The sequence below is a fragment of the Pseudomonas sp. B21-023 genome (assembly GCF_024749165.1).
In the GTDB taxonomy this organism is placed as follows: Bacteria; Pseudomonadota; Gammaproteobacteria; order Pseudomonadales; family Pseudomonadaceae; genus Aquipseudomonas.
Genome location: NZ_CP087190.1, coordinates 485,114 through 504,139 on the forward strand (window position 1 = coordinate 485,114; position 19,026 = coordinate 504,139).

16 protein-coding genes are annotated in these 19,026 nt (G+C 64.0%); 2 read left to right on the forward strand and 14 right to left on the reverse strand.

What is annotated here, in order from left to right:
- Positions 1 to 5: 5 nt before the first annotated feature.
- Complete coding sequence (locus LOY42_RS02275; RefSeq protein WP_258599734.1) at positions 6 to 4,664, reverse strand: DUF6543 domain-containing protein; 4,659 nt, start codon at positions 4,662 to 4,664, stop codon at positions 6 to 8.
- Between the two features lie 226 nt (positions 4,665 to 4,890).
- On the opposite strand from LOY42_RS02275, the gene LOY42_RS02280 reads away from it, so the two are divergent.
- Positions 4,891 to 5,310 (forward strand): phasin family protein, encoded by a 420-nt coding sequence (locus tag LOY42_RS02280; protein WP_139674012.1) that lies wholly within the window; start codon positions 4,891 to 4,893, stop codon positions 5,308 to 5,310.
- 10 nt (positions 5,311 to 5,320) lie between these two features.
- Positions 5,321 to 6,064 carry a phasin family protein gene (locus tag LOY42_RS02285; protein WP_102682241.1) on the forward strand — a complete coding sequence of 248 codons (744 nt, stop codon included), beginning with the start codon at positions 5,321 to 5,323 and terminating at the stop codon, positions 6,062 to 6,064.
- An 85-nt stretch (positions 6,065 to 6,149) separates the two neighbouring features.
- Here the strand turns inward: LOY42_RS02285 and LOY42_RS02290 are convergent, their stop codons facing one another.
- From LOY42_RS02290 to LOY42_RS02350, 13 genes are all read right to left on the reverse strand, one after another.
- Positions 6,150 to 6,764: a TetR/AcrR family transcriptional regulator gene (locus tag LOY42_RS02290; protein ID WP_046853913.1), complete on the reverse strand. Its 615-nt coding sequence runs from the start codon at positions 6,762 to 6,764 to the stop codon at positions 6,150 to 6,152.
- Positions 6,765 to 6,768: 4 nt separating this feature from the next.
- Complete coding sequence (gene phaC / locus LOY42_RS02295) at positions 6,769 to 8,451, reverse strand: class II poly(R)-hydroxyalkanoic acid synthase (protein WP_139674009.1); 1,683 nt, start codon at positions 8,449 to 8,451, stop codon at positions 6,769 to 6,771.
- 126 nt (positions 8,452 to 8,577) lie between these two features.
- Positions 8,578 to 9,429, reverse strand: a complete 852-nt coding sequence (phaZ, locus tag LOY42_RS02300) for a poly(3-hydroxyalkanoate) depolymerase (RefSeq protein ID WP_038706927.1) — start codon at positions 9,427 to 9,429, stop codon at positions 8,578 to 8,580.
- 64 nt (positions 9,430 to 9,493) lie between these two features.
- On the reverse strand, positions 9,494 to 11,173 hold the full coding sequence (gene phaC, locus LOY42_RS02305) for a class II poly(R)-hydroxyalkanoic acid synthase (RefSeq protein ID WP_046853916.1): 1,680 nt from the start codon (positions 11,171 to 11,173) through the stop codon (positions 9,494 to 9,496).
- 335 nt (positions 11,174 to 11,508) lie between these two features.
- Complete coding sequence (locus LOY42_RS02310; RefSeq protein WP_102682239.1) at positions 11,509 to 11,886, reverse strand: gamma-butyrobetaine hydroxylase-like domain-containing protein; 378 nt, start codon at positions 11,884 to 11,886, stop codon at positions 11,509 to 11,511.
- 86 nt (positions 11,887 to 11,972) lie between these two features.
- Positions 11,973 to 13,316 (reverse strand): ATP-dependent protease ATPase subunit HslU, encoded by a 1,344-nt coding sequence (hslU, locus tag LOY42_RS02315; protein WP_110702128.1) that lies wholly within the window; start codon positions 13,314 to 13,316, stop codon positions 11,973 to 11,975.
- A 74-nt stretch (positions 13,317 to 13,390) separates the two neighbouring features.
- Positions 13,391 to 13,921 carry an ATP-dependent protease subunit HslV gene (gene hslV / locus LOY42_RS02320; protein ID WP_011536056.1) on the reverse strand — a complete coding sequence of 177 codons (531 nt, stop codon included), beginning with the start codon at positions 13,919 to 13,921 and terminating at the stop codon, positions 13,391 to 13,393.
- A gap of 179 nt (positions 13,922 to 14,100) precedes the next feature.
- Positions 14,101 to 15,372, reverse strand: coding sequence for a dihydroorotase (locus tag LOY42_RS02325; RefSeq protein ID WP_139674006.1), 1,272 nt, complete (start codon positions 15,370 to 15,372; stop codon positions 14,101 to 14,103).
- Positions 15,369 to 16,373, reverse strand: coding sequence for an aspartate carbamoyltransferase catalytic subunit (locus tag LOY42_RS02330; RefSeq protein ID WP_102682236.1), 1,005 nt, complete (start codon positions 16,371 to 16,373; stop codon positions 15,369 to 15,371). The genes LOY42_RS02325 and LOY42_RS02330 overlap by 4 nt, the downstream gene beginning before the upstream one ends.
- Before the next feature lie 12 nt (positions 16,374 to 16,385).
- On the reverse strand, positions 16,386 to 16,904 hold the full coding sequence (gene pyrR, locus LOY42_RS02335; protein ID WP_139674003.1) for a bifunctional pyr operon transcriptional regulator/uracil phosphoribosyltransferase PyrR: 519 nt from the start codon (positions 16,902 to 16,904) through the stop codon (positions 16,386 to 16,388).
- A gap of 52 nt (positions 16,905 to 16,956) precedes the next feature.
- Positions 16,957 to 17,382, reverse strand: coding sequence for a Holliday junction resolvase RuvX (gene ruvX, locus LOY42_RS02340; RefSeq protein ID WP_028688357.1), 426 nt, complete (start codon positions 17,380 to 17,382; stop codon positions 16,957 to 16,959).
- Entirely contained in the window at positions 17,382 to 17,951 is a 570-nt protein-coding gene (locus LOY42_RS02345; protein WP_102682234.1) for a YqgE/AlgH family protein, read from the reverse strand. The genes ruvX and LOY42_RS02345 overlap by 1 nt, the downstream gene beginning before the upstream one ends.
- Before the next feature lie 127 nt (positions 17,952 to 18,078).
- Positions 18,079 to 18,978 carry an energy transducer TonB gene (locus LOY42_RS02350; RefSeq protein WP_139674000.1) on the reverse strand — a complete coding sequence of 300 codons (900 nt, stop codon included), beginning with the start codon at positions 18,976 to 18,978 and terminating at the stop codon, positions 18,079 to 18,081.
- Between the last annotated feature and the right edge of the window lie 48 nt (positions 18,979 to 19,026).

The window sequence follows — 19,026 nt, forward strand, 5'->3', positions numbered from 1 at the left end:
TGCTGTCAGTTGTCGGGGAACGGGATCAGGTCGTCGATCTGCTCCAGACGTAGATCACCTCTATAGATCTCATTGCGCTCTGCCGGGGCCAATGCACGTTCCAGGCGCTCGTCGCGACTCATGGCGTCCGGGAACTTCAAATGGCCTTTGGCGAAGCGCCGGGCATCGACATTGGCAGTGGTGTAGTGGAAATGCGCTTCCCAGAGCTTCTGCCTGGGTTGCAGGCGATAAATGTCATACACATCCAGAAAGTCGTTGGCCTTGAGCTTCTTGCGGCTTCGGGTCAGCTTGATCTCGATTTCGCCCGCCTCCACCAGGAAACGCAGGGCTTTGCTATCCGGCTGCAGGGTGCCAAGGTAGGCGATGGTCAAGAGCCGTTTCTTTTCTGCCTGTACCTCGGCAATCGCCTGATCCAGCCTGGTGGCGAGTGAGTGCCCTTGATCCGGGCCGTTACGCAAATCCTTTGCGGTGTTGGCCATGTCCTGAATGTAGAAATCAAGCTGGTCTGCCAGGTCGTTAGGGCCCTTCAGATGGCGGGAGGCGTGGGCGACCCTGGCATTGTGCTGAGCTAAAAGGTCGGCGCCGGTGCGGCGCAGGCGAGCGTAGTCGGGTGTCGGCGGGCTTTGCGTTACAGCTTTCCAGCAATCACCTTCAGGCTGATAGCGCGCAATGGTCTGTCCTGTCAGCGGATCGACCTGCACGGCTTCGCTGCCTTCCTCGGCCTGTTCGACGACCAGTGATGTGCCGCGGGTGGTGCGGATCACTTTGCGTCTCACTGGACGCACCTTGTGCGTCAGGGGCGGTTCGAGCACTGCCTCCTGCGTATCCGCGGCGGCAGAAACATGGGCAAGGTCATTCTCGGCCAGCGTTATCAGTGCGTTCAGCTCAGTGATGTATTCATTGAGCCTGCTGCTGTCCATCGCCGGAATATCCCCGGATAGTAAATATTCGGCATTGCTCCGTGACAGTTTGTATTCGCGCAGCGCGCTCTCCAGCGGCTCCTTCTGTGCTTGCGGCTCCAGGCGGGCAGCGGCCAGGCTGTCGTGGCTCAGCAGCGCTTCATGGAGCTGTTTGCTGCGCAAGGTCTTTTGCAAGAGCAGGATGGTTTCGAAGTTTTCCGCGGTCAGCTGGTCTCGCTTCACCACCAACTGATACAAGTCGCTCAGGATCTGGGCTCGAACGATCAGTGTGGAGTATCGCCGGCTGGTGATGATGCGATCGAGCATCTTGCGTTTGCCCGAGAACTGGACCTGCCCATCTGCCAGAGCCTCGCTGAGGTCCTGGTCAAGCCGTTGGCTGGCGTTGAATAGGCGTCTATGGGTACCCAGCGTTGCCTCGACGTTCTTGCTGAACTCCAGATACAGCGCTGCCTGCTGCTGGCCGAAAGGCAGTTGCTGGAGCCGACGCGACTGGTCTTTGAGTGTGTCGTAGTCATTCATTTCGAGCAGGCGGCGGAAATGTTGCAGGTCGGCGGTCAGCAACTGTTCCGACCACTGGCCACGGGCAAAGGATGCGGCGGCCTTGGGGTCGAACCTGGCGTATTTGGGGTCGCTCATACTGGCGTACAGCTGCACCTGGTCCTTTATCAGCCCGGCCTGTTTTTCGAAGGTGCGTGCCAGTACATCCAGGTTCACCCGTGCCTCGTTGCGCAGCGTCCGTAGTGCCTGCCGCTGTATCTGCAGGTCTTCCGGCAGGTCGTCGGGGGCGACGCCGGGGTAATCGTTCAGAGCCTGCTCGAATGCCAAATGGGCTTCGTCATACGGTTTCACCCGCTCAAGATAGCGCTCGACGAACGTTTCCGTGCTGGTGAGTTTTTGGTCATTCGCCATTCGGCGTTCCTGCATTGCCTTGAAGGCCTGCTTTTTTTCATCGATCAACGCCTTTGCCGTTTTTGGCATGTCGTCTGGCATGCCGCCTGGCATGTGCAGGTTCAGCATCCATTCGCCATTCCAGCGCTCCAGCCAAGGACCGCGGCTGCGTTCGCGGCCGACAATGTAGTACCCGTCAGGCTCCGCCCCCCAGGTTTGCGACCATTCGCTCTGGCTGACCTCCGGGCCAATGATGCGCATGCCGCTCCAGCTCTCCTCAACTTCATAGGCGACATCCTGCAGTTTTACGTAGTAGCGGTCGTCCACCTTGTACAGGCCGCGCATGCGGCTGCTGGCCAGCGCACTGTGTTCGTTCAGGCTGACATGGGCGCGTAGCGTGACGAGGGCGGCACGGGCTTCGCGGGGCAAGTTGCCGAGCCGCTGATCGTGACCCCATTGTCTGACGTTGAGCGCTGCAGGCTTGGGTTGCTCGAGGGGGGCTTGCCAGGTTTTTTGCTCAGGTTGCTGCTTTGTGGTCGCGCCGCAGCCACGCCGTGGCCTGGGCTGCAGCGCCAGCTCAGGTTCGACGTGGGTTGGGCTGGAGCCGTGGACCAGCAGCATGGCCAGGTTCAGCAGTATGTCGGCTGTGGCGAGCACCTTTTCTCCGCTGCTTCCTTTGGTCAAGGCTGTCAGGTCATCCTTGATGCTGAGCAGGGCTGTCACCAGCCAGGCGATCAGGCCTGCAGGCCCACGCAGGAGCGGCGTGACCGTGTTGAATGCCAGCCACGCGAATTGCACGACCATCGCCCAGCGTTGTTGGGCATTCGAGGTGCTCTGGCGTGAAGCCAGTAACAGAAGCACGTCGGCCCTGGCCTGAAACATCGACCTGTCCAGGTCGCCGGTCGGTGGAGTGAAGGCCAAAGTGGCCGGTGCCCTCAGGCGTTCGATCGCCTCGGCGGCCAGCTCGGAACCGGGCCCCAGCAAGTGCGCCAGTTCAGTCAGGCCACTGTGCAAGTGCGGATGAGTGAAGCCATCATCGGCATAAATGGGGCGGGCTTCGTCATCCAGCCAGGCGAGGATGTCCTGCTGCAGGCGCTGCTCAGTCCGGATTGCTGCCATCAGGTGCCCTTGGCTTTCGAACTGCCTGACAGCCTGCGCGGCGTTCAAGGACCGGTAGAGTATCCAGGCCTCTGTGGCGGGGACGTGGATGACGAACATGCCATGCACCCGGTTGGCCTTCGGGCCACCCGGGACGCTGTTGAATGACAGCGGAGCCAGGCTCAGCGATGCGCTGGCGTGGGCTTTACGGTGGCAAAAGTCTGCAACGACCTGCCAGGTTCGCTCGCTCAGCTGGCCACCGATCTTGGCCTGTAGTGCGCTCAGCAGCAGGGCTGCACGCCATTCTTCGGCGAAAAGCTGGCGGTGTTTGTCGGTGTCGTTGCCCTTTTGCAACTGGTCGTGGACAAAGGACGGATACTGGCCACCAACATCCACGGCAGCGATCAGTGCAGCGACGTAGTCAAGGTCCAGCCAGCTGCTCAGCGCCTGTTGATCGGCCAGTTGGATGGCTGAAGCTACCTGGCCGCTGCCCAAGGGCAGGCGTGAAATGGCCAGTTCGGTCAGGCTGATGGTTTTCAGGTACTCAAGCCTCGCCGGCCCCTCGGAGGACACCTGCACCACCTGCGAAACGGTGATCTGCACCTGGTCAGGGTGGCAAGGCGGCTCGGCCGGGTGGTCATTGCGCATGTACTCGCGTAGGCGGCGAACCGTGTACTGCTGCAAGTCTTCGATTCCGTCCAGGGATGACTCACCCTGTTTCAGCATTTGCTGCGCCGACAGATCCAGCAACGCCATGTGGTACTGGAATCGATCCGTCAGCGTGGCGTTTTCCAGCCAGTCAGGGAGGGGGATCGCGGGTGTCCATTGCTCGAGCTTGAAGGAGGCCGGGAATGTCGATGAAGGATCGCTCAGCAGGCTGTAGGCCTCTTCCAGATCGCTTGTCTGTTCGATTGCATCAAGTTGCACGCGGTCAATCTGTTGCAGCATGGCGTTGAGCAGTTGCCTGGCCTGATAGCCGAACGGGTCTTCGGCCAGGGCCGTGCAGGCCCAGGACATCGTGTCGAACACATGGTGCTCGGAGAGCTCGTCGCGAAGGGCGACTGCAAAGGCCGCGAGCTCGGTGAAGCCACGTACGGTGCCAGAGGGCTTGCACCACAAGATCAGGTCGCGCGTCTCTTTTTTGCCCGTGATGAGCAGGTCCGGCAGTACCAGATGAACCGTGCTGCCCGGGTTGCCGAGTGAGGCTTGCACACCCTGCACGTTGGCCGACGTATCGGATTGAGCGAGCGTGGCGTACAGCAAGGCCTTCTGGTCACTGTCCAGGCCTTGGCGCTCGAGCGTGCCGAGCAGTGCGGCCTTCAGCACCTGCTGCATCCAGCGCAGACGGGTCACATCCGAGTCACCCTCGCGGCTGTTCCAGAAACTGACCTGTGCCTGTTGAAATCTCTCGCAGAGAATCGCAAGGACATCGTCGTAATCCGTGTTCAGGTCGGCCATGCGAATGTCGATGGTCGGCGCGTCGTTCTGAGGACGAAAGATGGCCGGCGGGTTCAGGCTGAACTGGTCCGTGGGCTTGAGTGCCATGGGCTGGCCCGTGAGGAAATGCCCAAGCAAGGTGTCGACCAGGTTGCCTGGTTGTGCCGCGGGTTCTTCATCCTGGCCAGGCAGGATGCTGAAGTTTTTTACCGATTGCAGTTCTGGGTGGTTCTTGCGGATCCACGGATAGCGTGCGGCGAGTGCGTCGAAACCCGCGGCGGCAACGACCTCACGCAAGCTTGGGCGGTGGGCGAACTGCATCGCTACCCGTTGCCGGAACGATGTCGCTGGCGAGGTAGGTGGCTGGGGCATGGCGAAGGCTCCGGAAAAAGGGAGCCGAATTCTGGAGTGCCGGTCTGCAGCCTCTGCGGTAGATACATCAGTGTGGCGATCTTAGGGTGAAGATTCTAAATCCTGCCCCTACCTTATGCTCAAGCCCAAACTTCATGGGCGGTTCTCCTCCACTCATGAGCATGAGGTACAGAGCATGGCCAAAGTGACTGTGAAGAAAAAGGACGACGCCCAGAGTACGCTGGGCGAAGTGCGCGGCTACGCGCGCAAGATCTGGCTGGCTGGGATCGGCGCTTATGCGCGGGTCGGCCAGGAAGGCTCCGACTACTTCCATGAGCTGGTCAAGGCCGGCGAAGGTGTCGAGAAGCGTGGCAAGAAGCGCATCGATAAAGAGCTTGATGCTGCCAACCACCAGATCGACGAAGCCGCTGAAGAAGTCAGTCGCGTACGCGGCAAGGTAGAGATCCAACTGGACAAGATCGAAAAAGCTTTCGACGCACGGGTGGGGCGCGCCTTGAATCGCCTCGGCATTCCGTCTAAACATGACGTTGAGGCGTTGTCCATCAAGCTTGAACAGCTGCACGAGCTGCTCGAGCGCGTCGCGCACAAACCATAAGGAGAGCAGGATGGCTGGCAAGAAGAACACCGAGAAAGAAGGCAGCTCCTGGATCGGCGGAATCGAGAAGTACTCCCGCAAGATCTGGTTGGCTGGCCTGGGTATCTACTCCAAGGTCGACCAGGACGGTCCGAAGCTGTTCGATTCGCTGGTGAAGGACGGCGAGAAGGCCGAGAAACAGGCGAAGAAAACCGCCGAAGACGTGGCCGAAAGCGCCAAGTCGTCGACCAACTCGCGAGTGTCGGGCGTGAAGGATCGCGCGCTGGGCAAGTGGAGCGAGCTGGAGGAAGCCTTCGACAAGCGTCTGAACAGCGCCATCTCGCGCCTGGGCGTGCCCAGCCGCAATGAGATCAAGGCCCTGCACCAGCAGGTCGATTCGCTGACCAAGCAGATCGAGAAACTGACCGGTGCCTCGGTCACCCCGATCTCCAAGGCCAGCGCCAGCAAGACGGCCGCCAAGCCATTGGCCAAGGCGGCCGCCAAGCCTGCGGCCAAGACCGCTGCGGCAAAACCTGCGGCGAAAACCGCGGCGGCCAAGCCTGCGGTCAAGGCTGCGGCCAAGCCTGTAGCGGCCAAGCCCGCTGCCAAACCGGCAGCAGCCAAGAAACCTGCCGTGAAGAAAGCGGCGCCGGCCAAGCCTGCCGCAGCCAAGTCCGCCGCACCGGCGCCTGCTGCCACCGCAGCCCCGGCACCGAGCGCGGCTCCGGCCAGCAGCACCCCGTCGGCACCGGTGAACGCGGCCAACCAGGCCTGATACCGGGTCGTACTGCTCGCGGGGCAAGCCCGCTCCCACGAAACCTGCACAGGACTCGGGGGAGCGGGCTTGCCCCGCGATCGTTTCAGCCTTCCAGATACCTCATTGCCAACTGCTCCGCCGCCATACGCGCCGGGGCCTGCAGATGTGGCGCCACCAGCATCATCACCTGGTACACCACCACGCCGACATCGCCCTCGCGGCCAAGCACGCGCTGATAATCAAGCGAGCACATCAGGGTCAGGGTGATCTGTTCCACCAACTGCCCCAGTGCCTGGGTCTCGCTGGTCACCTGGCCCTGTCCCTTGAGGCTGGCCAGCAGTGCGGCCAGGGTGCGCTTGAGAGCGTTGATCAGGCTGCGCATGCCCCGCGCCAGCTTGGGCAGACGCCCGGTGAGGTTGGACAGGTCCTGGAACAGGAAACGGTACTGGGCCATGCGTTCGACGATCAGGTGCAGGAACAGCCAGTAGTCCTCGGCATCCAGGCGTACGTCCAGCGGCGGGTCGAGCAGTGGCATCAATTGCTCTTCGAAGCGTTCGAACAGGCCGATCACCAACGGCTCCTTGCCGTGGAAGTGGTAGTACAGGTTGCCTGGGCTGATCCCCAGTTCGTTGGCGATCTCCAGGGTCGAGACGTTCGGTTCGCCCTGGCGATTGAACAGCTGCAAGGCACATTCGAGGATACGGTCGCGGGTCTTCATCCGGTCAGCGTGCCAGTACGTAGCTGCCGGGCGCGGGGCCCAGCGGTGGATAAGTGGTGCTGCCCAGGTCGTCGCGTGGGGTCCTGAGCGTGCCGGAGCGCTGCAGTATCCATTCCAGCCACAGGGGCCACCAGCTGCCGTCGCGGCGTTGGGCGTCGTGGAACCAGGCCCGCGGGTCGCTGGAGAGCTTGGGGTTTTCCAGGTAGTAGGACTTTGGGTTGCCGGGCGGGTTGATGATGCTCTGGATATGACCGCTGTTGGCCAGAATGAAGCGCCGGTCGCCGCCGAGCAGCAGGGCCGAACGGTACACCGCGTCCCAGGGGGTGATGTGGTCGTTGCTGCCGGCCACGGTGAAGCTGTCCAGCCCGACCTGCGTGAGGTCGATCGGTGTACCGCACACCTCAAGGCCTTCGGGGAAGGTCAGCGGGTTGAGCTTGAAGAAATCCAGCAGGTCGCCGTGCAGCGCGGCCGGCAGGCGCGTGCTGTCGGCGTTCCAGTAGAGGATGTCGAAGGCCGGCGGTGTCTTGCCCATCAGGTAGTTGTTGACCCAATAGTTCCAGATCAGGTCGTTGGGGCGCATCCAGGCGAAGATCCGTGCCACCTCGCCGCCGTCCAGTACGCCGCGCTGATAGGAGCGGCGCTTGGCCGCCTCGATGGTCTGTTCGTCGGCGAACAGGCTGGCGGGGCTGTCGAACTGGCTGTCGAGCAGGCTCACCAGGTAAGTGGCGCTGCGTACCTTGTGCAGCTGCTTCTTAGCTTGCAAGTGGCCCTGCAGCGCGGCCATGGTCAAGCCGCCGGCGCAGGCGCCCATGAGGTTGGGGTCGCGGTTGCCGCTGATGCTGCGGCAGGCGTTGAGCGCTTCCTCCAGGGCCTGCACATAGCTGGACAGGCCCCACTCACGGTGACGGGGGTCGGGGTTGCGCCAGCTGACCATGAACACCTGCAGGCCCTGCTTGAGCATGTACTGGACGAAGCTGTTGGTCGGGCTCAGGTCGAAGATGTAGAACTTGTTGATCTGCGGCGGTATCACCAGCAGCGGCCGGGAGTACTGTTTCTCGCTCATGGGCTTGTACTGGATCAACTCCAGCAGCTCGTTGCGAAACACCACGGCGCCCGGGGTCGCTGCCAGGTTGCCGCCAACCTCGAAGGCCCGTTCGTCCACCTGCCGTGGCAAGCCGTCGTTGTGGCGCAGGTCGTCGAGCAGGTGGCTGACACCGCGCAGCAGGCTCAGGCCGCCGGTGTTGAACAGCTCCTTGACCGCCAGCGGGTTGAGCAGCGAGTTGCTGGGGGCGAAGGCGTCGCTGATCAGGTTGAACAGAAACTGCGCCCGGGCGCGGTCGTCGTCGGCCAGGCTGCTTTCCTCGATCCACAGGCGCGTCTGCTTCTGCCAGGCAAGGTAGGCCTGCAGGCCGCGGCGGTAGAACGGGTTCTGGCTCCAGGTCGGGTCGCTGAAGCGTGCGTCACGCGGGTGGGGCTGGTAGGGGCTGTCGCCGATAAGCACGCGCCCCAGCTGGCCGCCCAGGCTCAGCAGGTGATGCGCGGTGTGCAGCGGATTGCGCAGGCCGATCCGGCCGACCTGGCGCAGGGTCGAGAACAGGTCGCGACCGCGCAGGCCGGTAATGGCGTTCTGCACGTTCATGCTCGTGGCGGGGACCGGTGTCGATCCTCTGGCCGGTTTATCCTTCATGCCAACACTCCTTCGTCAGATCCATTTCCGCGTTGGCCTTGGTGCGGGTAAAGCTACTCCTGCAGGTTCGCATCACCTGCCTGGGAGTGCCCGCAAAGGCCCGTGCTGACGCAATAAAAAGCCTTCCTACCCCCGTGCCGCTGGCCGAGGGTGCATGACCGCGCGTTGGCGTTCTTGCTCGAGGAATTTCATGATGATCGGTGCGACGGCCTCGGCCCGGGTGATCAGGAACAGGTGGCCATCATCGATTATGTGTAGCTGGGCATTGGGAATCCGCCAGGCCAGCAGGCGCATGTTGATCAGCGGGATCAGCGGATCGTCGTCGCCGGCCAGCACCAGGGTGGGCTGGTGGATCTTGTGCAGCCAGTGGATGCTGGTCCAGCCGAGCCCGGCGAACAGTTGCCAGTAGTAGCCCAGCTTGCCGCCCGAACGCACCTTCGAGGCATGGTGCATGGCCAGGTCCGGATCCCGGCGAAAGCCGCCGCCATAGATCAGCGGCGCGATGCGGATCACATGGGAGGGCTGCACGTAGCGCCGTGGGCTGGCCATCATCCACAACACCTTGGGCTTGCCCGGTACCATCACCGCGCCGGCGGCGGTGGCGGCCAGCACCAGTTTCTTGCAGCGTTCGGGGTAGTCGTGGGCGAACTGCTGGGCCAGGGCGCCGCCCCAGGACACGCCGATGACGTTGACCTGGCCGTAGTCCAGGTAGTCGAGCATCCTTGCAGTCAACTTGGCCAGGCCGGGAAAACGGTAGGGGTGACGGGGCGTGGACGAGCCGCCCACCCCGGGCACGTCGAAGGCGATGACCTCCAGGTCCGGGTCCAGGGCCTCGATGAATGGAAACACCAGCTCGAGGTTGGCGCCGATGCCGTTGAATATCAGCAGCGGCGTCAGGTGGGGCTTGCCCGGGCGGACCGCAGTGCGGATGGACTGGTCGTCCAGCTCGACGGTCCTGAAGATGTACGGTTGCGGCATGCGCGTGACTCTGTGGTGAAAGTAGCGCCGCGCTGCGCCAGCAGGCGCACCACGGCGGTTCGGCTCAACGCTCGTGCACGTATGTTCCCGGTGCGGCCTCGCCCGCGGTATAGGCGCGGTTACCCAGCCGTGTAGGTGCCTTCTTGAGTTCGCCGGCGCGCTCACCCAGCCAGGCCTGCCAGTGCAGCCACCAGGAGTCGGCATGCTTGACCGCGTTCTCCTGCCAGGCCACCGGGTCGTCCGGGCGGTCTTCGCCGGTCATGAAGCGCGCCTTGGGGTTGCCCGGGGGGTTGAGGATGCTCTGGATATGGCCGCTGTTGGACAGCACGAACTCGATCTTGCCGCCGAACAGGTGTGCCGAGCGGTAGCACGACTGCCACGGGGTGATGTGGTCGGCGGTGCCGGCAACGCTGTAGATGTCGCAGTCGACCTGCTTCAGGTCGATGGCCGTGCCGCACACTTCGAGGGCGTTGGAGCGGATCAGCGGGTTGTTCTTGAACATCTCGATCAGGTCGCCGTGGAAGGCGGCCGGCAGTCGGGTGGTGTCGTTGTTCCAGAACAGAATGTCGAACACCGGTGGCTCGTTGCCGAGCAGGTAGTTGTTGACCCAGTAGTTCCAGATCAGGTCGTTGGGGCGCATCCAGGCGAACACCTTGGCCATGTCGCTGCCTTCCAGCACGCCGGACTGGTAGGAGTGGCGCTTGGCCGCTTCCAGGGTTTGCTCGTCGACGAACAATGCCACCTGGGTGTCGACAGTGGTGTCGAGCACGCTCACCAGCAGGGTCAGGGCATTGACCTTTTTCTCGCCGAGGGCGGCGTAGTGGCCCACCAGCGCCGTGCAGGTGATACCGCCGGAGCAGGCACCGAGCATGTTCAGGTCCTTGCTGCCAGTGATCGCCAGCACCGCGTCGACGGCTTCCTTGAGTGCGTCGATGTAGGTGGACAGGCCCCACTCGCGCTGGGCCTTGGTCGGGTTGCGCCAGCTGACGATGAAGGTCTGTTGCTGCGAGCGCAGGCAGAAGCGCGCCAGGCTCTTTTCCGGGCTCAGGTCGAATACGTAGAACTTGTTGATCTGCGGCGGCACCACCAGCAACGGGCGGCTGTGCACCTGCTCGGTGATGGGGCTGTACTGGATCAGCTCCAGCACATCGTTGCGGTACACCACCGCGCCTTCGCTGGTGCCCAGATTCTTGCCGACCTCGAAAGCCTCCATGTTCACCTGGCTGGGCATGCCGCCGTTGTTGACGATGTCCTTGGCCAGGTTGGACAACCCGTCGAGCAGGCTCTTGCCGCCGGTCTCGAAGAAGCGTTTGACCGCGGCCGGGTTGGAGAGGGTGTTGGTGGGCGCCATGGCCTCGGTCACCAGGTTGATGACGAACTGCCCGCGGCTGATGTCCTGCGGCGACAGGTCACTCTCGCTGATCCAGTCGTTGAGTTCCTTGCGCCAGGCCAGGTAGGTCTGCAGGTAGCGGCGATAAAGGGGGTTCTTGCTCCACGCCGGGTCGCTGAAGCGACGGTCGTCGCCTTCCGGTTGCAGGGCCGACTTGCCCAGCAGGACGTTTTTCAGCTCCAGGCCGAAGTGCGCCACGTGCTTGGCGCTGTGCAAGGGCTGGCGCATGGCCTGGCGTAATACCGTGCGTGCCGATGTAAGTAGATCCTTGCGGCGAATGCCGATGACCGGGTTCAGCCCCAGGGTGTTTTCCGAGGCCTGCCGCTGCAACTCATCGTTGTTCTTGTTACTCATCTACGACGCTCCGTTGTCCTGAGACGAGTACCGGTGTGCTGTGACAGCCCGGTACTGCTACTCGGGTGACCAGTGATAAGGAACAGCGGTGCTGCGACCGGATGCGTGCCGATGATGAGCTGCGGGGGTTTCTGCGTGTGAAGACAACCTGCTTTCGCTCGCGACCTCTACATACCGGCCTGGCCCTGCCTGCCCGGAGGCGATGCAGGGAACTTGCCAGCTCCATTGGTTACCCGACTTTCGTGTAATGCGCAAGACAGCCAATCTTTGGCAGTCATCCAGGCATTCAAGCAGATGAGATTAGAAAATGCGCTCTAAAGCTTGCGGGGCTTGAGCTAGAGCATCAATTTCACTACCGATTCGGACGGGTCGCGGGATTTGCCGGCCTTGTGCAATTCGTCGAGGTAGTCGGCCCATAGCTGCTCCTGGCGCAGGCACAGCTGCTCGAGGTATTCCCAGGTGAACAATCCTGAGTCATGGCCGTCGTCGAAGGTCAGTTTCAGTGCGTATTGACCAGCCGGTTCCAGGCCGCTGAGGCCGACGTTGATCTTGCCGAATTGCAGGATGGGATTGCCGTGGCCCTGGACTTCGGCGGAAGGCGAGTGCACGCGCAGGAACTCGGCGGGCAGGTGGTAGACCTCGCCGGGGGCGTAGGTGAGGGTAAGGGTTCTGGAGGCTTTGTGCAGGTTGATGGCGGTGGGGAGGCGGGCCATGGGTGACTCTCTCTTTGGCTTCAAGCTGCAAGCTTCGAGTGATTCCAGGCATTGTGCAAGGGGCCGCAACGCGGCCCCGTGCGGTCTTACAGGATGTAACGCGACAGGTCTTCGTTCTGCGCCAGCTCACCCAGGTGGCTGTTGACGTAGGCGGCGTCGATGTGGATCGGCGTCTCGTCGTGGGCGCTGGCCAGGTCGCCGGCGCTGAACGACACCTCTTCGAGCAGGCGCTCGAGCAGGGTGTGCAGGCGGCGGGCACCGATGTTCTCGGTTTTCTCGTTGACCTGGTAGGCGATCTCGGCCAGGCGCTTGAGGCCCTCGTCGGCGAACTCGATGTTCAGGCCCTCGGTCTTGAGCAGGGCGCTGTACTGCTCGGTCAGCGAGGCGTGCGGTTCCTTGAGGATGCGCTCGAAGTCTTCCGGGGTCAGCGCCTTGAGCTCGACACGGATCGGCAGACGGCCCTGCAATTCGGGCACCAGGTCGCTCGGCTTGCTCAGATGGAACGCACCGGAGGCGATGAACAGGATGTGGTCGGTCTTGACCATGCCCAGCTTGGTATTGACGGTGCAACCTTCGATCAGCGGCAGCAGGTCGCGCTGCACGCCTTCACGGGAGACATCGGCGCCGCCGACGTTGCCACGCTTGGCAACCTTGTCGATCTCGTCGATGAACACGATACCGTGCTGCTCGACCGCTTCCAGGGCCTTGGCCTTGAGCTCTTCCTCATTGACCAGGCGGCCGGCTTCTTCGTCACGGACCATCTTCAGCGCGTCCTTGACCTTGAGCTTGCGTGCCTTGCGCTTGCCCTTGCCCATGTTGGCGAACAGGCTTTGCAGCTGGTTGGTCATCTCTTCCATGCCGGGTGGCGCGGCGATCTCGACACCCATGCTTTCGGCGACTTCGATCTCGATTTCCTTGTCGTCCAGCTGGCCTTCGCGCAGGCGCTTGCGGAACAGCTGGCGAGTGTTGGAGTCGCTGCTGCTCTGCTGGGCTTCCTCGCTGAAGCTGCTGACCCGCGCCTGTGGCAGCAGGGCGTCGAGGATGCGGTCCTCGGCGGCGTCCTCGGCGCGGTGGCGCACGCGGACGATCTCCTGCTCGCGCAGCATCTTCAGCGCGGCGTCGGCCAGGTCGCGGATGATCGATTCGACGTCACGGCCGACATAGCCGACCTCGGTGAACTTGGTCGCTTCGACCTTGATGAACGGTGCGTTGGCCAGCTTGGCCAGGCGGCGGGCGATTTCAGTCTTGCCCACGCCGGTGGGGCCAATCATCAGGATGTTCTTGGGGGTGACTTCGGCACGCAGCTCGGCGGGGAGCTGCATGCGCCGCCAGCGGTTGCGCAGGGCAATGGCGACAGCGCGCTTGGCGTCGTCCTGGCCGATGATGTGGCGGTTGAGTTCGTGGACGATTTCGCGTGGGGTCATGGACATGATGTGTGGGGTCCTCAAGCACAGTGATCAGTGTGGAAAAGTCCCGCTGCGAGCGGGACGCCAAAACAACTGATTCACTCGGCCAGGTCCTGCTCCTCGATGGTCAGGTTGTGGTTGGTGAACACGCAGATGTCGCCGGCGATGTTCAGGGCGGCCTCGGTGATTTCGCGGGCCGACAGGTCGGTCTTGTTCAGCAGGGCGCGGGCCGCGGCCTGGGCATAGCCACCGCCGGAACCCATGGCGATCAGCCCGTCCTCGGGTTCGACCACGTCGCCGTTGCCGGTGATGATCAGGGATGCATCCTTGTTGGCCACGGCCAGCATCGCTTCCAGGCGGCTCAGCGAGCGGTCGGTACGCCATTCCTTGGCCAGCTCGACGGCGGCACGCACCAGGTGGCCGGAGTGTTTCTGCAGCTGGGCTTCGAAGCGCTCGAACAGGGTGAAGGCATCGGCGGTGGCACCGGCAAAACCGGCGATGACCTGGCCGTTGTACAGGCGCCGCACTTTCTTGGCGTTGCCTTTCATCACAGTGTTGCCGAGGGAAACCTGGCCGTCGCCGCCCATGACGACTTTGCCGTTACGGCGGACAGAAACGATGGTAGTCAAGGGGAGAGTCTCCACGCAGCGGGGCGAAAATGCCTGATGCAGACTCATATGGGGGGAGGGGGGAAGGATTTCAACCGAGAGGGATGAATGGTTGTTTCAAGGCATTGCCTGGCAGGCCTGCTCCACACAATGACCCCGGGGGGCTTCGTGGGAGCGGGCTTGCCCCGCGATGGCGTTACTCAGGCCTCGTGGCAGATGTGCCCATCGACCAAGGTATAACGCACCGCGCCCGGCAGGCAGTGGCCGATGAACGGGCAGTTCTCGCCGCGGGAGAACCAGTGTTCGCCGGCCACGGTCGAGGCTTTCGGGTCGAACAGCACCAGGTCGGCGGCGGCGCCGACTTTCAGCTCGCCGGCTGGCAGGCGCATGGCCGTGGCCGGGCCGCTGCTCAGGCGTGCCAACAAGGTCGGCAGGTCGAGCAGGCCGTCCTCCACCAGGGTCATGGCCAGCGGCAACAGCAGCTCGACACTGCTGATGCCTGGCTCGGTGGCGCCGAACGGCGCCAGCTTGGCATCGCGCTCGTGGGGCTGGTGATGGCTGGAGATTGCCTGGATCACCCCAGACTTTACCGCCTCGCGCAGGCCGTCGCGGTCGGCGGCGGTGCGCAGTGGCGGCTGCACGTGGTACAGGCTTGAGAAGTCGCGCAGGGCCTCATCGGTGAGGATCAGCTGGTACAGCGCCACATCGGCGGTGACCGGCAGCCCCAACTGCTGGGCCTGGGCGATCAGCCGGGCGCCACGGGCGCTGGTGATCTGTGTGAAGTGGGCGCGTACGCCGCTCTGCTCGACCAGCAGCAGGTTGCGGGCCAGGGCCACGGTCTCGGCGGTTTCCGGGATGCCAGGCAGGCCGAGGAAGCTGGCCATCGGCCCCTCGTGGGCGAGGCCGCCCTGGGCCAGGTCACGGTCCTGGGAATGGAACACCACTGTCAGGTCGAAGGTGGCGGCGTATTCCAGGGCGCGAGCCAGGGTGCGGTTGTTGGGGATCTCTTTCAGGCCGTTGCCGAAGGCCACGCAGCCAGTGTCGCGCAGGGCCACCAGTTCGGCCAGTTGCTCGCCTTCCAGGCCTTTGGTCAGGGCACCGATCGGATAGACCTTGCTGTTGGCCGCTTCGCGGGCGCGGTCAAGGATCAGTTCGGCGACGGCCGAGGTGTCCAATACTGGCTTGGTCTGCGGTGGGCAGCACAGGCTGGTGACGCCACCGGCGACCGCGGCGCGGGTTTCGCTGGCGATGTTGCCTTTGCGGCTGTAGCCAGGTTCGCGCAGGGAGACGCCGAGGTCGACCAGGCCTGGGGCGGCGACCAGGCCATCGGCCTGGATCATGCGGCTGGCGCTGAAGCCGGCTGGAGCCGCGCCGATGGCGGCAATGCGCCCGCCGTCGAGGTGCAGGTCGGTGACCTTGTCCAGGCCGCTGGCAGGATCGATGACCCGGGCGCCGATAATGCTGATGGTCACTGGGCGTTCTCCTGCTCGAATTGACGTTGCGCGTTCTGCCCGCTCATGGCCATGGACAGTACTGCCATGCGTACGGCGATGCCGTAGGTGACCTGATTGAGGATCACCGAATGCTGGCCGTCGGCCACTGCCGACTCGATCTCCACGCCGCGGTTGATCGGGCCCGGGTGCATGACAATGGCGTCGGGTTTGGCACCGGCCAGGCGCGCGGTGGTCAGGCCGAACAGGCGGTAGAACTCGCCCTCGCTGGGCAGCAGGCCGCCGGCCATTCGCTCACGCTGCAGGCGCAGCATGATCACCACGTCGACATCCTTGAGGCCTTCGGCGAGGTCCGTGTACACCTTCACGCCGTACTGCTCGATGCCGATCGGGATCAGCGTCTTCGGGCCGATCACGCGGATGTCCGGGCAGCCCAGCGCCTTGAGCGCGAGCATGTCGGAGCGGGCCACGCGCGAGTGCAGGATATCGCCGACGATGGCCACCGACAGGTTCTCGAAGCTGCCCTTGTGCCGACGGATGGTCAGCATGTCGAGCATGCCCTGGGTCGGGTGGGCGTGGCGGCCGTCACCGCCGTTGATCACCGCCACATCCGGGCACACGTGCTCGGCGATGAAATGGGCGGCGCCGGAGTCGGAGTGGCGCACGACGAACATGTCGGCGGCCATGGCCTCCAGGTTGCGCAGGGTGTCGAACAGGGTCTCGCCCTTGCTGGTCGAGGAGGTCGACACGTTCAGGCTGATCACGTCCGCCGACAGGCGCTGGGCGGCCAGCTCGAAGGTGGTGCGGGTACGGGTGGAGTTCTCGAAGAACACGTTGCACACGGTCTTGCCGCGCAGCAGCGGGACTTTCTTCACGGCCCGGGCGCCGACTTCGAGGAACGAGTCGGCGGTGTCGAGGATCTCGGTCAGCAGTTCGCGGGGCAAACCGTCGAGCGAGAGGAAGTGGCGCAGCTGGCCCTGATCATTGAGCTGCAGCGGGCGCTTGGCGTCGAATGGCGTCATCGCGGGGGACTCTTAAAGGGCGGATGCGGGAGCGAGGTCCTGGCGCTCGAGGGCGAGCGGCGTGGGTCCGGTCAATTTTACCCGTTCATGGGCGGCCAGGGACAGGGTGGCGCCAAGCACATTCGGGCGGATCGGCAGTTCGCCGGCATCCAGGTCGAGCAGGCAAACCAGCGTCACGCTGGCCGGGCGGCCGTAGTCGAACAGCTCGTTGAGCGCGGCGCGGATGGTACGCCCGCTCATCAGCACGTCGTCCACCAGCACCAGGTGCTGGCCTTCGATCTCGAAGGGCAGTTCCGAGGGGCGAACCTGCGGGTGCAGGCCGTTCTGGCTGAAATCGTCACGGTAGAAGGAGACGTCCAGGGTACCCAGCGGGCTCTGGTCGCCGAGCTCGGCCTGCAGGGCCTGGGCCACCCACACACCGCCGGTGCGGATGCCGATGAAGCGTGGCTCGGCGATCGTGCGGCGGGCCAGGTGGGCGCGAAGGTCGATGGCCATCTGCCGGATCAGGTCGGCGGGATTGGGTAGGCTCATTGCGTGCTCCTCGGAAGGCGGGCGCCGGCAAGCCGCCGGCGGCAAAGCGGATTTAAGTGTTGGCCTCCAGCCAGCCTTGCAGCAGCAGGGCCGCGGCGATGGCGTCGACCGGATTGTCGCGGTAGCTGCCATGACGGCCGCCACGGGCCATCTGCTCGCCCTTGGCTTCGAAGGTGGTGAGCCGTTCGTCGTGGGTGTGTACCGGCAGGTTGTAGCGGCCGTGCAGGCGACGGGCGAATTTTTCGGCGCGTTCGCTCATCTCGCTGGGCGTGCCGTCCATGTTCAGTGGCAGGCCGACGACGATGGCGTCGGGTTTCCATTCCTTGATCAGCTTCTCGACCTGGTTCCAGTCCGGCACACCGTTCTGCGCCTTGAGCGTGCACAGTTCTCGGGCCTGGCCGGTGATCACCTGGCCGACGGCCACGCCGATCTGCCGGGTGCCGTAGTCGAAGCCAAGCAGCAAGCGCAGTTCGGCCATCAGGCGTGGCCCGCCTGGCTGGTCAGCAGGCTGAGGTTGATCCCCAGGCTGGCGGCGGCGGCGCCCAGGCGCATGTCGCTGGCCATGCCGAAGATGATCTCGGGGTCGAAGGGGCAGTTGAGCCAGGCGTTGTCGGCAAGCTCGGCCTCCAGCTGGCCGGCTTCCCAGCCCGCGTAGCCCAGGGTGATCAGGCTCTTGCGCGGACCGTCGCCGGCGGCGATGGCGAACAGCACGTCCTGGGAGGTGGACAGCGACAGGCCCTCCAGCTCGACCGTGGCCTGGTAGCTGCGGTCGTTGCTGTGGAGCACGAAGCCGCGGTCGGTCTGCACCGGGCCGCCCTGGTAGATCGGGATGTGCAGGGTGCTGGCGGGCGGCTCATCGTCCGGGCGCAACTGCTCGAGGATGTCGGCCAGGTTCAGCTCCTGCGGGCGGTTGACCACCAGGCCCATGGCGCCGTGGGCATTGTGCTCGACGATGTAGGTGAGGGTCTGGGCAAAGTTCGGATCGGCCATGTGCGGCATGGCGATCAGGAACTGGTGCTTGAGGTAGCTGGGGGCGAGGGTCTTCATGTCCGCTAGTGTGGCGCCAGGTGGCGAGGCTGACAAGCCGGCTCCTCCACCGATCGTGCAGAACTCAAGCCATGCGCTGTCCCTGTGGGAGCTGGCTTGCCAGCGATGGGCCGCAACGCGGCCCCGATCAGTTGCTCGACAGCCGGTCACCCCGGGCAAAGCGCCAGGTACGGATGATCTCCAGGCGGTCGAACTCCGCCAGGTCCCCGGTGAATGGCGCGAAGGGCGCCGCCAGGCGCACGATGCGCTGGGCAGCCTGGTCCAGCACGGGCTGGCCGGAGGACTCCAGCACCAGCACCTCGTACAGCGAACCGTCGCGGTTGATCGACACCATCATCCGCAGGCTGCCGTACATCTGCTGGCGCCGGGCTTCTTCGGGGTAGTTGAGGTTGCCGATGCGCTCGACCTTCTTGCGCCACTCTTCCTTGTACCAGGCACCCTTGTCGCGCAGGGTCGAGGCGGCATTCAGGCGGTGGATGCGCGGGCGTTTGGCGTAAAGCTGCTGTTCCTGGGACAGTTCGGCCTCGAGGCTGGCGATCTGGCTGGACAGCTGCGAACTGTCGAAGTCCGGTACCTTGGCCTCGGGCTTAGGTTGCGGCTTGCTCTCCTTGGGCCTGGGCTCGGCTTTCTGCGGCTTCGGTGCCTGGGTGGCGACCACGGACTTCGCCGGTGCCGGGGGCGTTTGCGGTTTCGCCGCCGGGGGCGGGGTGATCTTGTTGATCTTGCTGTCCTGGAACGGCGCGACCTCGGTGGTCTTGGGCACCGCTTTCTTGTCCAGCGTACCGCTACCCTGCTGGTTGTCCTGGGCTTGGAAATCGGCCTTCTCGGGCGCTTTCTCGCTCTTGAAGGTGGCCAGGGTGATATCCATGGCGTGTCGGATTTCGGCCGGTTTGACCACGGTGAAACCCACGCCCAGGATCAGCGCCAGGTGCACCAGGGCGGCCAGGAACAGGGTGAAACCGAGCCGGTCCACCGGGCGGACGCGCGATGGCAGCAGGTCGGGTGGGATGTCGGCGGGAAGCGTCATCGGGTATCCAGCAACCGCTAGGCGGGGCAGCAGCTCAGTCGAAAAGGA

Bases quoted from the DNA above. Each gene is read 5' to 3' on its own strand.
- ruvX (WP_028688357.1), bottom strand. From the start codon at position 17,382: ATGGCCGAACTGCGCTTGCTGCTTGGCTTCGACTACGGCACCCGGCAG.
- LOY42_RS02350 (WP_139674000.1), bottom strand. From the start codon at position 18,978: ATGACGCTTCCCGCCGACATCCCACCCGACCTGCTGCCATCGCGCGTC.
- phaC (WP_139674009.1), bottom strand. From the start codon at position 8,451: ATGAAGGATAAACCGGCCAGAGGATCGACACCGGTCCCCGCCACGAGC.
- hslU (WP_110702128.1), bottom strand. From the start codon at position 13,316: ATGTCCATGACCCCACGCGAAATCGTCCACGAACTCAACCGCCACATC.
- LOY42_RS02285 (WP_102682241.1), top strand. From the start codon at position 5,321: ATGGCTGGCAAGAAGAACACCGAGAAAGAAGGCAGCTCCTGGATCGGC.
- phaC (WP_046853916.1), bottom strand. From the start codon at position 11,173: ATGAGTAACAAGAACAACGATGAGTTGCAGCGGCAGGCCTCGGAAAAC.
- LOY42_RS02345 (WP_102682234.1), bottom strand. From the start codon at position 17,951: ATGAAGACCCTCGCCCCCAGCTACCTCAAGCACCAGTTCCTGATCGCC.
- LOY42_RS02290 (WP_046853913.1), bottom strand. From the start codon at position 6,764: ATGAAGACCCGCGACCGTATCCTCGAATGTGCCTTGCAGCTGTTCAAT.
- LOY42_RS02330 (WP_102682236.1), bottom strand. From the start codon at position 16,373: ATGACGCCATTCGACGCCAAGCGCCCGCTGCAGCTCAATGATCAGGGC.
- LOY42_RS02275 (WP_258599734.1), bottom strand. From the start codon at position 4,664: ATGCAGTTCGCCCACCGCCCAAGCTTGCGTGAGGTCGTTGCCGCCGCG.
- pyrR (WP_139674003.1), bottom strand. From the start codon at position 16,904: ATGAGCCTACCCAATCCCGCCGACCTGATCCGGCAGATGGCCATCGAC.
- LOY42_RS02280 (WP_139674012.1), top strand. From the start codon at position 4,891: ATGGCCAAAGTGACTGTGAAGAAAAAGGACGACGCCCAGAGTACGCTG.
- phaZ (WP_038706927.1), bottom strand. From the start codon at position 9,429: ATGCCGCAACCGTACATCTTCAGGACCGTCGAGCTGGACGACCAGTCC.
- LOY42_RS02310 (WP_102682239.1), bottom strand. From the start codon at position 11,886: ATGGCCCGCCTCCCCACCGCCATCAACCTGCACAAAGCCTCCAGAACC.